Annotated in this window: 10 protein-coding genes and 1 riboswitch; of the genes, 6 read left to right on the top strand and 4 right to left on the bottom strand. The window is 33.2% G+C overall.

Annotated features, from left to right (window positions below; all coding sequences use genetic code 11):
- The 3 genes from HMPREF3154_RS04050 to HMPREF3154_RS04040 all read right to left on the bottom strand — a co-directional run bounded on the left by HMPREF3154_RS04050 (position 1) and on the right by HMPREF3154_RS04040 (position 4,343).
- The gene (locus tag HMPREF3154_RS04050; RefSeq protein ID WP_023350298.1) at positions 1 to 990 is read right to left on the bottom strand and encodes an aspartate-semialdehyde dehydrogenase; all 990 of its coding nucleotides are present in this window, start codon (positions 988 to 990) and stop codon (positions 1 to 3) included.
- Between the two features lie 68 nt (positions 991 to 1,058).
- A complete protein-coding gene (locus HMPREF3154_RS04045) occupies positions 1,059 to 2,261 on the bottom strand; it encodes an aspartate kinase (protein ID WP_030062717.1) in 1,203 nt (400 codons plus the stop codon).
- 85 nt (positions 2,262 to 2,346) lie between these two features.
- Positions 2,347 to 2,523, bottom strand: a riboswitch (Lysine riboswitch).
- 212 nt (positions 2,524 to 2,735) lie between these two features.
- Complete coding sequence (locus tag HMPREF3154_RS04040; RefSeq protein WP_023350300.1) at positions 2,736 to 4,343, bottom strand: ABC-F family ATP-binding cassette domain-containing protein; 1,608 nt, start codon at positions 4,341 to 4,343, stop codon at positions 2,736 to 2,738.
- Between the two features lie 218 nt (positions 4,344 to 4,561).
- On the opposite strand from HMPREF3154_RS04040, the gene cvfB reads away from it, so the two are divergent.
- The 6 genes from cvfB to phoU all read left to right on the top strand — a co-directional run bounded on the left by cvfB (position 4,562) and on the right by phoU (position 10,579).
- Positions 4,562 to 5,458: an RNA-binding virulence regulatory protein CvfB gene (gene cvfB / locus HMPREF3154_RS04035; RefSeq protein ID WP_070474385.1), complete on the top strand. Its 897-nt coding sequence runs from the start codon at positions 4,562 to 4,564 to the stop codon at positions 5,456 to 5,458.
- Between the two features lie 473 nt (positions 5,459 to 5,931).
- Positions 5,932 to 6,924 carry a PstS family phosphate ABC transporter substrate-binding protein gene (locus tag HMPREF3154_RS04030; RefSeq protein ID WP_002470038.1) on the top strand — a complete coding sequence of 331 codons (993 nt, stop codon included), beginning with the start codon at positions 5,932 to 5,934 and terminating at the stop codon, positions 6,922 to 6,924.
- A gap of 204 nt (positions 6,925 to 7,128) precedes the next feature.
- Entirely contained in the window at positions 7,129 to 8,055 is a 927-nt protein-coding gene (gene pstC, locus HMPREF3154_RS04025) for a phosphate ABC transporter permease subunit PstC (protein WP_002433906.1), read from the top strand.
- Between the two features lies 1 nt (position 8,056).
- Positions 8,057 to 8,962, top strand: a complete 906-nt coding sequence (gene pstA, locus HMPREF3154_RS04020; protein ID WP_002433680.1) for a phosphate ABC transporter permease PstA — start codon at positions 8,057 to 8,059, stop codon at positions 8,960 to 8,962.
- Between the two features lie 84 nt (positions 8,963 to 9,046).
- Positions 9,047 to 9,925 carry a phosphate ABC transporter ATP-binding protein PstB gene (pstB, locus tag HMPREF3154_RS04015; protein WP_002433584.1) on the top strand — a complete coding sequence of 293 codons (879 nt, stop codon included), beginning with the start codon at positions 9,047 to 9,049 and terminating at the stop codon, positions 9,923 to 9,925.
- A gap of 6 nt (positions 9,926 to 9,931) precedes the next feature.
- Positions 9,932 to 10,579 (top strand): phosphate signaling complex protein PhoU, encoded by a 648-nt coding sequence (phoU, locus tag HMPREF3154_RS04010; protein WP_002453208.1) that lies wholly within the window; start codon positions 9,932 to 9,934, stop codon positions 10,577 to 10,579.
- Between the two features lie 66 nt (positions 10,580 to 10,645).
- Here phoU and pepF read toward each other — a convergent pair whose 3' ends face one another.
- Entirely contained in the window at positions 10,646 to 12,454 is a 1,809-nt protein-coding gene (pepF, locus tag HMPREF3154_RS04005) for an oligoendopeptidase F (protein ID WP_023350301.1), read from the bottom strand.
- Between the last annotated feature and the right edge of the window lie 94 nt (positions 12,455 to 12,548).

The following is a 12,548-nucleotide window of genomic DNA, read 5'->3' as shown; positions in this document are numbered from 1 at the left end:
TTATCGTTCTCCTTTCATAGTTAAAACTTGCTCTAATACTTGAACTGCGTTTAATGCCGCACCTTTAAGTAAGTTGTCTGATGTACACCATACATGGAAAGTGTTATCTAATGAATCATCTCTACGAATACGGCCTACAAAGACTTCGTCTTTACCTGTAGAGTGAATTGCTAATGGGTATTCATTGTTTTCAGGATTATCTACAAGTACAACTCTGCTATCTTGGTCGAAAAGGTTTTGGATATCTTTAACGTTAGCTTCTCTATCTAAAGTAACGTCAATTTCAATGCTGTGACTGTCTTGCACTGGTACACGTACACAAGTAGCTGTAACTTTCAGATCTTTATCGTTTAAAATTTTTCTTGTTTCATCAATCATTTTTTGCTCTTCTTTGGTGTAGCCATTTTCAAGAAAAACATCAATATGTGGTAACACATTATTATAAATAGGGTGAGGGTACGCTTCAGGAGCTTTTCCATTAGGCCCCTCAGATAAATCTCTTTTACCCTTGATACCTGAGCCTGAAACCGCTTGATATGTTGTATAAGCAACACGTTTTAAGCCATATGCATCTTGTAAAATTTTAAGTGGCACTACGGATTGAATTGTTGAACAGTTAGGATTAGCAATAATGCCACGAGTTAGTTTAGGTTCATTCACTTCGGGAACAATTAAATCTACATCTTCGGTCATTCTCCATTGACTAGAGTTATCAATGACGATAGCACCTGCTTGTTCAAATAGTGGGGCGAAATGTTCACTCGTACCTCCACCAGCACTCATTAACACGTAGTCGAAGTGTTCACTTGCTGCTTCATCTGTTAACTCTTGAACAGTATATGTTTGTCCTTGGAATTCTACTTCCTTACCCGCTGAACGCGCTGATGAAAAGAGTACTAATTCATCGAAAGGAATATTCTTACGATCCAATGTTTCTAACATTTTTGTTCCTACTAATCCTGTTGCTCCGGCTACTGCTAATCTTGTCATAATAAAGTCACTCCATTTGTAATATTGTTAATTTTAAGAAAATTCTTTATAAATATATCATATCAATTTTAGATATCGAATGCGTTATATAATTCTTCTACCGCTCTTTGACCATTTTCTGCATCAATAACATATGAAATACTAATTTCTGAAGTCGTTGTTTGATAGAATGGAATTTCAGAATTGATTAAAGTGATAAATGCTTTAGATGCTACTCCAGACATATCTCTCATACCTGATCCAATTAACGAAATTTTGACGTATTCTTCATTGATTTTATAATCTAAGGCTTCAAAGTGAGTGGATAGATTTTCCAATATAGATGAAATTTGATTAACGTCACTATCTTTAATCGAAAATGATAGCTGTAATCCTTCGAGATTAACGATTTGCGAAATCATATCGACATTGACAGAACCTTCCTCTAATTCAGTAAATAACTGAGTTAATAAGCGATTGTCAGGTAGGGGATAACTAATTGTGACGTGCATCATATGCGTATCTAAAGCTACTCCTGTAACAGCTTTTTTCTCTAATAAATCTGATCTAGACATAATCCACGTTCCTTTCACATTTGATAAAGTTCTCCCTAAATAAAGGGGGATTTCATAGTTTTTAGCAAGTTCAACACTTCTAGTTTCAAGTACTCCAGCACCAAGCGCACTCATTTCCATCATTTCTTCATATGACACGTATTCTAAACGCTTAGCATGGCTTAATATTCTTGGATCTGTTGCATAAACTCCATCAACGTCAGTATAAATCTCACAAGGGATTTGGTTACTTGCTGCTAGAGCCACAGCAGTAGTATCAGAACCTCCACGGCCTAAAGTAGTAAGCTCAAACTCATCATTTATACCTTGGAAACCAGCTACTACCAGTACATCGTTATTTTCAAATGCTTGATTAAATGTATCTGGATTAATCTCTGCAATTTTACTTTTCAAATGATGACCAATCGTTTTAATACCTGCTTGGTATCCAGTCATTGCTTTGGCCTTTACACCAATATCATTAAGTACCATTGAAAGATAGGAGACTGTCTGTTGTTCACCCGTAGTAAGTAGTAGGGCAAGTTCTTGATCTTTAGGTGTAGAAGTTAACGTTGACACATTTTCCATTAATTGATCAGTTGTTTTACCCATTGCACTAACTACAACGATTAATTCTTCTCCCTGTTCAACTCGTGTTTTAAGCATTTCAGCAATATTTTTTATCTTTGTAAAATCACTGACGGAAGACCCGCCAAATTTCAAAACACTTCTGTTCAATTTCAGTCCTCCTAAAATTAGGGGAGGCTCACACGATATAAAAAAAGAACAAGTTCGGAATGCGCGAACTTGCTCTACATTTATGTACAAGTGATGCACTCCATTATTTAGTAATAATGACAAACTTTCAGCTCTTAACCAAAAAGTCCAACGACTCATAACTGCTATTATGAATTGTTTCGGCATCGCACCCTTTCAAAATTAGTTGTTAGCAGACAAAATACTAAAATTTACTCATGATTGATGCTCCTCATCAAAATCTTATTCAATTGATATGAGTTTATTATACATAGAGTGTATATCTCTGTAAACCAATATGTTAGATTTTTAAAAATATACTGAAAATTTAAGAGTAAGATAACACAATTTGTGATTTATTATAAATAAAACTTTATTATTGATTGCTTAAATATCAATTTCCAAAAGAAAAACTCTAGAGAATCATGAAGATGCTCTAGAGTTAAAGAAAATTTATTAACTATTTTGTAAAACACCAATTTCTTGAAGATATTCTTCATAAGGAACTTCTTTAGATAAACCACCTGGTTGATTTAAATCAATAACGCGGTTTGCAATTGTATTGATGAACTCGAAGTCATATGAAGTGAAGATGATAGAACCTTTAAATGATTTCAATCCATCATTAACTGCAGTGATACTTTCTAAGTCTAAATGGTTTGTAGGTTCGTCTAGTAATAAAACGTTAGCACTTGATAACATCATTTTACTTAACATACAACGAACTTTTTCGCCACCGGATAGAACACTTGCCTTCTTCTTAACTTCTTCTCCGCTAAATAGCATACGACCTAAGAAACCACGTAAAAATGTTTCAGTTTGTTCATCTTCAGGCGCATATTGTCTTAACCAATCAACTAAGTTCATGTCGACACCATCAAAGAACTCTGAATTATCTTTAGGGAAGTAGCTAAGGGAAGTAGTGACACCCCATTTATATGTTCCTTCATCTGGTTCCATTTCACCAGCTAAAATTTTAAGCAATGTTGTTTTGGCAATCTCACTATCACCAATTAAAATAGCTTTATCGTTAGGATTCATTGTGAATGAAACATTATCTAATACTTTTTCGCCGTCAATTGTTTTAGATAGATTTTCAACAGTTAATAAATCATTTCCAATTTCACGTTCAGGAGTAAATTTAACATATGGATATCTTCTTGAAGATGGTTGAATATCATCTAATTCAATTTTTTCTAATTGTTTCTTACGACTTGTAGCTTGTTTTGATTTAGAAGCATTCGCAGAGAATCGTGCAATGAAATCTTGTAATTCCTTAATTTTTTCTTCTTTTTTCTTATTTTGTTCTTGAGCCATTTTTTGGGCTAACTGACTTGATTGATACCAGAAATCATAATTACCTACATATAGTTTAATCTTACCGTAGTCTAAGTCAGCAATGTGCGTACATACGTTATTTAAGAAGTGACGGTCGTGGGATACAACGATAACTGTATTTTCAAAGTTAATTAAGAAATCTTCTAACCAGCTAATTGCAGGGATATCTAAACCGTTAGTAGGCTCGTCTAGTAGAAGTACATCGGGATCGCCAAATAAACTTTGCGCTAATAATACTTTTACTTTTTGATTGTTTTCAAGTTCAGACATTTTTCTGTCATGTAAATCTGCTTGAATACCTAAACCAGAAAGTAGGTTAGCAGCATCGGCTTCTGCGTTCCAGCCATTCATTTCTGCAAATTCACCTTCAAGTTCTGCAGCACGAATACCATCTTCGTCACTAAAATCTGGCTTCATATAAATCTCATCTTTTTCTTTCATAACTTCATATAAACGCTCATGTCCTTTAATTACGACATCTAATACGCGTTCATCTTCATATGCGAAGTGATCTTGCTTTAATACTGCTAGACGTTCATCTTTTCCTAATGAAACATGACCTGTTTGCGAATCAATTTCGCCAGATAAAATTTTAAGAAATGTTGATTTACCAGCACCATTAGCACCAATTAAGCCATAACAATTACCTTCAGTAAATTTTATATTTACATCTTCAAATAGTTTACGATCTCCGAAACGTAAACTTACATCAGTTACTTGTAACATGCATTTGCTCCTTTATCGTTATTCTAACGGAGAAATTATATCATATAATAGTAGGAGTTTCGACCACGTTGACATAGTAATGATAGAATAAGTGACTCATGTTATAATTAAAAGGAATTTTATCGTAGTGAATCATTTATTTTAATTTTGAAAATAACTATTTATATAGAAGAAACAATAATAAAATTTAGAAATTACATTAGCATAAGGAGAAAATAATGGCATTAGATAAAGATATCGTAGGTTCAATAGAATTTTTAGAAGTTGAGGGCTTACAAGGCTCAACTTATCTATTAAAGGGACCCAATGGGGAACAAGTTAAACTTAATCAATCAGAGGTAGCCGATGAAGACGAATTTGAAATAGGGGAAGAGTATAATTTCTTTGTTTATCCAAACCGTTCAGGTGAACTATTTGCAACTCAAAATATGCCTGATATCACCAAAGATAAATATGATTTTGCAAAAGTTTTAAAAACTGACCGTGACGGCGCACGTATTGATGTAGGGCTTCCTCGTGAAGTGTTAGTTCCATGGGAAGACCTACCAAAAATCAAAGAATTATGGCCTCAAGCTGGAGATTATCTCCTTGTTACTCTAAGAATTGATAGTAACAATCAAATGTTTGGACGCCTCGCTAGTGAAACAATTGTTGAAGGTATGTTCACACCAGTAATGGATGATAGTAAACAAAATGAAATGATTGAAGCTCGAGCATATCGCTTATTAAGAGTAGGAAGTTTCTTATTGAGTGAAGATGGCTACAAAATTTTCGTCCATGAATCTGAACGTAAGCAAGAACCTCGTTTAGGAGAGAAAGTTGAAGTGCGTATCATCGGACATAATGATAAAGGTGAACTCAATGGTTCATTCTTACCGCTAGCTCATGAACGTTTAGACGATGATGGACAAGTTATTTTCGATCTACTCGTAGAATATGATGGCGAATTACCATTTTGGGATAAATCCAGTCCTGAAGCCATTAAAGAAGTGTTCAATATGAGTAAAGGCTCATTCAAACGTGCTATTGGTCATTTATATAAGAAGAAAATAATTAATATTGAAACTGGTAAAATCACGCTTACTAAAAAAGGTTGGAGTAGAGTAGAAGAATAAGAAGTATATATTAGTAAGTAATGATTGATGTACAACATACTTTAATGTAGTTAATTTAAGAATAGAATTAGAAAAATTCAAATCTAATGCAAAGGCTTATTCCTAAAATTCTAGGAATAAGCTTTTTTTATCGAATTATTTTAAATAGAGAATTAAGTATAAAACATCTTTAATAAGCGGGGGCTTGTGATCTGTCTGACTATCTAAGTACAATTTTTAATTTGTGATATTGCCACTATACACACTCACACCTGTATGTTTTCTATATAACAACTATTGTATTTATGAGTTAAAGTAATTTTCAAAAATATAAACTTCATCTATACCTCTATAAAGCGCGTTATACCAACCTTTAAACACTCTTAACAAAAGATTTACAATTACTCTATTTTTAATTAACAAAAGGTATGTATTATAAAAGCTGTAAGAAATACATATAACATTAGGGTTATTTATACTAGGAGGATGTTTCAATGAAAAAGTGGCAATTAGTCGGTACTACTGTATTAGGTGCTTCATTCTTACTTGGCGCTTGCGGTGGTAATAATGGAGGTTCTGGTAGCGGAAGTGATCTTAAAGGTTCTGCAAAAGGTGAAGGTTCATCTACTGTAGCTCCTATCGTCGAAAAATTAAATGAAAAATGGGCGAAAAATCACAAAGACGCTAAAATTTCTTCTGGACAAGCTGGTACAGGTGCTGGATTCCAAAAATTCATTGCTGGCGAAACTGATTTCTCAGACGCTTCAAGACCTATTAAAGACGAAGAAAAGAAAAAATTAGAAGATAAAGGTATTAAATACCACGAATTTAAAATTGCACAAGATGCTGTTACTATCGCAGTAAATAAAGATAATAAATTCGTAAAATCATTAACTAAATCTCAATTAAAAGATATTTATTCTGGAAAAGCTAAAACTTGGAAAGATGTAAATTCTAAATGGCCAAATAAAAAAATCAATGCTGTATCACCTAACTCAAGTCATGGTACATACGACTTCTTCGAAGAGGAAGTAATGAACAAACAAGATATCAAGGCTGAGAAAAATGCTGATACTAACCAATTAGTTAGCTCTGTAACTAAAAACAAAGAAGGTATTGGTTACTTCGGTTATGCGTTCTACGAACAAAATAAAGACAAATTAAAAGAAGTTAAGATCAAAGATGATAACGGCAAATTAACTGAACCAACTAAGAAAACAATCAAAAATGGTTCATATGCTTTAAGTAGACCATTATTCATCTACGTTAAAGATAAATCATTAAAAGATAACAAAGTAATGTCTGAATTCATGAAATTCGTTCTTAAAGATGAAGGTAAATCTGCTGAAGCTAAAGATGAAGTAGCTGCTCCTAAGAAAACTTATAAATCTCAATTAAAAGAGTTAAATAAGTTTTTAGATAAACATCAAAAATCTGATAAAAAATCAGACAAGAAATCAGATAAAAAATCAGACGACAAAAAATAAAAATTAGTGTACTTAATATAAAAGGGTTGGGAATTTGCAAAAGTATAAGACAAAGTGGAGAACAACCACTTTGTCTGTACTTTTTTCTTCAGGGAAGATTATTGAGTTTTTATAAACAATTGATTCATTTGAACTCATCATTCCCTAAAGTAATTCCCAATCTTTTTTAAATTATTTTGGGAGAAATTAGAAAGAGGGATTTACATGGCTTCACAAACAAATGTTAGAGAAATGATAGCCAAGAATAATGCTAAAAAGGGTGGGGCAAGTGATAAAATCGTTCCTATCATTTTGGGTATTATTTCAGCTATATCAATCTTAACCACTATTGCTATTTTATTTACTTTACTCACTGAGACAATCACTTTCTTTACACGTGTACCATTTTCTAAATTCTTTTTAACAGGAACGTGGAATCCTACGGGTTCAAATCCTGAATATGGCATTTGGGCATTGATTATAGGTACATTAAAAATTACTTTCATTGCAACTATCGTATCAGTTCCAATTGGACTAGGCGCTGCAATTTATCTTAATGAATATGCAAGTGATAGAACACGTCGTATCATCAAACCAATCCTAGAAATATTAGCAGGTATACCTACGATAGTATTCGGTTTCTTTGCCTTAACTTTTGTAACACCAATTTTAAGAAGTATTATTCCTGGTTTAGGCGAGTTCAACTCTATAAGTCCCGGTATAGTTGTTGGTATTATGATCGTGCCTATTATTACAAGTTTGAGTGAAGATGCAATGTCTTCTGTACCTAATAAAATACGTGAAGGCGCTTATGGTCTTGGTGCAACTAAATTTGAAGTTGCTACTAAAGTTGTCTTACCTGCAGCCACTTCAGGTGTTGTCGCATCAATAGTATTGGGTGTTTCAAGAGCGATTGGTGAAACTATGATTGTTTCATTAGCAGCTGGTAGTACACCTACATCTTCATTAAGTCTAACTAGTTCCATTCAAACAATGACTGGTTATATTGTTGAAGTTGCAACTGGTGACGCGCCATTTGGCTCAGATATCTACTACAGTATTTATGCGGTAGGATTTACTCTATTTATCTTCACTATAATAATGAATCTACTTTCACAATGGATTTCAAAACGATTCAGAGAGGAGTATTAATATGAGTTCAACAACAAATCCTACTAATAAAGCGTTAATAGATAAAAATAAGGTAGATAAAAACATTTCTACTCGTGGTACTAAGAATAAAATATTTAAAGGATTATTTTTTCTATGCACAGTCATCGGTCTCGTAGTATTAGTTGCTTTACTAGCACAAACAATTATTAAAGGGGCAGGACATTTAACACCTGAATTCTTTACGAATTTCTCATCTTCAACACCTGCAGATGCCGGTATTAAAGGTGCATTGGTTGGATCCATTTGGTTAATTGTTACTATTATTCCAATTACTATCATTCTTGGAATTGGTACAGCGATTTATCTTGAAGAATATGCAAAGGACAATATTTTTACAAGTATTGTAAAAATAAGTATTTCAAACTTAGCTGGTGTACCTTCAATCGTATTCGGTTTATTAGGTTACACACTTTTCGTTGGAGCAGCAGGTATGGGTAATAGTGTCTTAGCAGCTGCATTGGCAATGTCATTATTGATTCTTCCAGTTATCATCGTTTCAAGTCAAGAGGCTATTAGAGCTGTACCTGGTTCGGTGAGAGAAGCGTCATTTGGATTAGGTGCTAATAAATGGCAAACGATTAGAAGAGTCGTATTACCTGCAGCATTACCTGGTATCTTAACTGGGTTTATCTTATCGTTATCTCGTGCATTAGGTGAAACTGCACCATTAGTTGTTATTGGTATCCCAACTATTCTTTTAGCTACACCTTCTGGCTTATTAGATCAATTCTCTGCACTTCCAACTCAAATTTACACTTGGGCTAAAATGCCTCAAGCTGAATTCCAGAATGTTGCATCAGCAGGAATTATCGTCTTACTAATTATTTTATTAGCAATGAATGCAGTAGCAATTCTTTTACGTAATAAATTCAGTAAAAAATATTAATTAAACTTATAGGGAAATAGTTATTCAAATAGTCGAGGGTGATACGTATAAAGCCTCGACTATATATAGAAGGAGTTTTTAATTATGGCTAATTCACAAGTCGCAGAAAAAAATAAATTAAATGAGCAAACAGAGAAAAATAATGGCTCTGTGTCTACGATTATTACTACTGAAAATGATAAAAAAGACAAGACACCTGATAGTCAAAAAAACATCGTATATTCTACTCAAAATTTAGATTTGTGGTACGGTGAAAATCATGCGTTACAAAACATTAACTTAGATATTTTAGAAAATAATGTAACAGCAATTATCGGACCATCAGGTTGTGGTAAATCAACTTACATCAAAACTTTAAATCGTATGGTTGAGCTTGTACCTTCTGTTAAAACAGCTGGTAAAATCTTATATCGCGATCAAAACATCTTTGATGCTAAATATTCTAAAGAGAAACTAAGAACTAATGTAGGAATGGTCTTCCAACAACCGAACCCATTCCCTAAATCAATTTACGATAATATTACTTACGGTCCTAAAACACATGGTATTAAAAATAAAAAAGTTTTAGACGAAATTGTAGAGAAATCATTACGTGGCGCTGCAATATGGGATGAATTGAAAGATAGATTACACACTAATGCTTATGGCTTATCAGGGGGGCAACAACAACGTGTTTGTATCGCTAGATGCCTAGCAATTGAACCGGATGTAATTTTAATGGATGAGCCAACATCAGCATTAGACCCAATTTCAACTTTAAGAGTTGAAGAATTAGTACAAGACTTAAAACAAAATTATTCAATTATTATGGTTACACATAACATGCAACAAGCTGCACGTGTATCTGATAAAACAGCATTCTTCCTTAATGGTTATGTAAACGAATACGACGACACTGATAAAATCTTCTCTAATCCTTCTGATAAACAAACAGAAGATTATATTTCAGGACGTTTCGGATAATTATATATGGCAATCATTAGACATAAATACGAAGGTCAGCTAGATGAGTTAATCAAAGATTTACGTCGTCTTGGCCTTCGTGTTTATTTTAATATCAAAAATGCATTAGTGTCGTTAAGTGAAGAAAAAAGAACGTTTGCTAGAGAAACCATTGAGAAAGATAAGGAAATTAATCAATTAGATTATGAGATTAATGAAAAAGTCATTATGTTAATCACTAAACAGCAACCAATTGCTACTGATTTACGCATGATGATGGCAGCATTAAAAATTTCTACTGACTTTGAAAGAATGGGGGACAATGCTGCAAGCATCGCACATATACGTTTAAGAGTGAAGATTAACGATGATTATGTGTTTACACGTTTAAAGACGATGGGTAAGTTAGCAATGCTTATGCTAGAAGACTTAAATACAGCAGTTAAAACCGAGGATTTAACATTAATTAAGGAAATTATTGAAAGAGATAAAGACATTGATGATTTATATATTAATATCGTTAACACAACATACTTAATTGATAATGATCCATTCGTTGCTGGTCAAGCACATTTAGCCGCTCGACACTTAGAACGCATTGGAGATCACATTAGTAATATTGCCGAAAGTGTCTATTATTATTTAACCGGAGAGCATTACGATACATTTGACTAATAAAAAAATCGCCCTTATTGGATAAATTATATCCTGTAGGGGCGATTTTTCATATTCAATTATTCTTTATTCAGCTTCAATTTCATCTGTTAATCTCTCTAATTCATCCACCAACTCTGAGATATACTTTATTGTAGCTTTTAATGGAGCTTCAGTAGTGATATCAACACCGGCAGTTTGAGCTAATTCAACTGGAGACATACTACCGCCAGCTTTTAATGTATTTAACCAGTTATCTACAGCTGGTTGACCTTCATTTTTAATTTTTTGAGATACAACTGTACCAATAGTTAAACCAGCAGAGTACGTGTATGAATATAAACCCATATAATAATGTGGCTGACGCATCCATGTTAGTTCGACGCCATCAGTCATTTCAACCACATTACCGAAGAATGTTTCGTACACATCTAGCATAATTTTATTTAGGATCGGAGCTGTGAGTGATTCTCCTTCATCTACTAATTGATATACTTTACGTTGATATGCAGCTTCTAATAAATGCGTTACCATATTGTGGTAATAAGTTCTTGATAGAATTGAACCAATCACCCAACGTTTGAATTTAGGATCATTACTACTGTTAAATAGGTAGTTAGCCATTAACATTTCATTCATTGTAGAAGGCGCTTCAACAAAGTACATTGATGCCTCAGATTCCAGTAAATTTTGATGGTCTTGTGCTAATTTAAAATGTCCTGCATGACCTAACTCATGAGCAAGAACGAAAGTTTCAGCCATTTTGCCTGTCCAAGAGATAAACACATAAGAGTGCGTAAAGTAAGGGCTCGCACAATAAGCGCCTGTCTCTTTACCTTTATTTTGTGCGAAATCAATCCAACGATTGTTGTAAGCAGTTTCTAACATATTTAAATAATCATCACCTAAAACGTTAAGCGCTCCATAAATATATTCTTTTGAAGTTTCAATAGATATATCAGGTTCATAACTTGGGTCAATAGATATTTTCAAATCTTCAAAGCGCATTTTATCAAGACCATGTACACGTTGAATGAGTTTAGCATATTTCTGCATTACAGGAGCTAAATCACTCATAATGACATCAATTTGACGGTCAAACATATCACGCGTAACTTCTTGTTCTTGAAGTAAATAATCTATTACGGAGTCATACCCACGTAAATCCGCTTCAATTTTCTCTTGTTGCACTTGCATGTTATATGTAGCTGCCGTTGTATTTTGATATTTACGTATAGCATCACTAAATGTTTTAAAACTCTTTCTTCTAAATTCAACATCTGGATGATCTTCGTATTCATTTTCAAAAGTTGCGTAATCCAATGGATAGGTAACACCATTATGTTCAAATGACTCGAAGTCTATATCCAAACTTTTAGTAGTGCCATATAATTCAAACGGACTTCTTAAGGTAGGTGTTAATGTGGCAAGTACTTGTTCTACTTCAGTTGATAATTGATACGGCTTTCTATCATGTAATCTCTTAATAAAGTGAGGATAATTAGTATTTTCTTGTAATTCATTTAACGTTTCCTCGGACAATGCCAAGATTTCTGAATCTACAAATGATAATAAACCAGCAATTTTTCCAGACATCGTATTGAGTTTAGCATTTACTTTTTGTGCTTCTTCATTAGAAGTATCAACACTAACTCTTAATTCAGGATAATTATATAGGCGATCTAATTGCACTAAAATGTCCTCATAATCTTTCAACGCTCGTTCGACATTCTCAATGTTAGTAAGTTGATTTTTATATTTAGAATTAAACTCTTTAGAAGACTTAAGTACTTGATTTAAAGTTTCATAAAATGCTTCATCATTAATAAAAAGATCTTTGAGGTCCCATGTTTCTTGCTTTGGAACATCTTTTCTTAAAGGTAGACCTTGTGTCATCAGTCACACACTCCTTAAATTAGAATTACTTATATTATACAAAACTCAATTCAGAATAACATTTCATGTGGTTATCTAATTGTTTGTTTATCTA

It is taken from the genome of Staphylococcus sp. HMSC06C11 (assembly GCF_001808345.1).
In the GTDB taxonomy this organism is placed as follows: Bacteria; Bacillota; Bacilli; order Staphylococcales; family Staphylococcaceae; genus Staphylococcus; species Staphylococcus capitis.
This window is presented reverse-complemented; position numbering and strand designations above follow the sequence as displayed.

Excerpts from the sequence above, each read along its gene's own strand:
- HMPREF3154_RS04050 (WP_023350298.1), bottom strand. The coding sequence starts at position 990 with ATGACAAGATTAGCAGTAGCCGGAGCAACAGGATTAGTAGGAACAAAA.
- HMPREF3154_RS04040 (WP_023350300.1), bottom strand. The coding sequence starts at position 4,343 with ATGTTACAAGTAACTGATGTAAGTTTACGTTTCGGAGATCGTAAACTA.
- cvfB (WP_070474385.1), top strand. The coding sequence starts at position 4,562 with ATGGCATTAGATAAAGATATCGTAGGTTCAATAGAATTTTTAGAAGTT.
- HMPREF3154_RS04030 (WP_002470038.1), top strand. The coding sequence starts at position 5,932 with ATGAAAAAGTGGCAATTAGTCGGTACTACTGTATTAGGTGCTTCATTC.
- pstC (WP_002433906.1), top strand. The coding sequence starts at position 7,129 with ATGGCTTCACAAACAAATGTTAGAGAAATGATAGCCAAGAATAATGCT.
- pstA (WP_002433680.1), top strand. The coding sequence starts at position 8,057 with ATGAGTTCAACAACAAATCCTACTAATAAAGCGTTAATAGATAAAAAT.
- pstB (WP_002433584.1), top strand. The coding sequence starts at position 9,047 with ATGGCTAATTCACAAGTCGCAGAAAAAAATAAATTAAATGAGCAAACA.
- phoU (WP_002453208.1), top strand. The coding sequence starts at position 9,932 with ATGGCAATCATTAGACATAAATACGAAGGTCAGCTAGATGAGTTAATC.
- pepF (WP_023350301.1), bottom strand. The coding sequence starts at position 12,454 with ATGACACAAGGTCTACCTTTAAGAAAAGATGTTCCAAAGCAAGAAACA.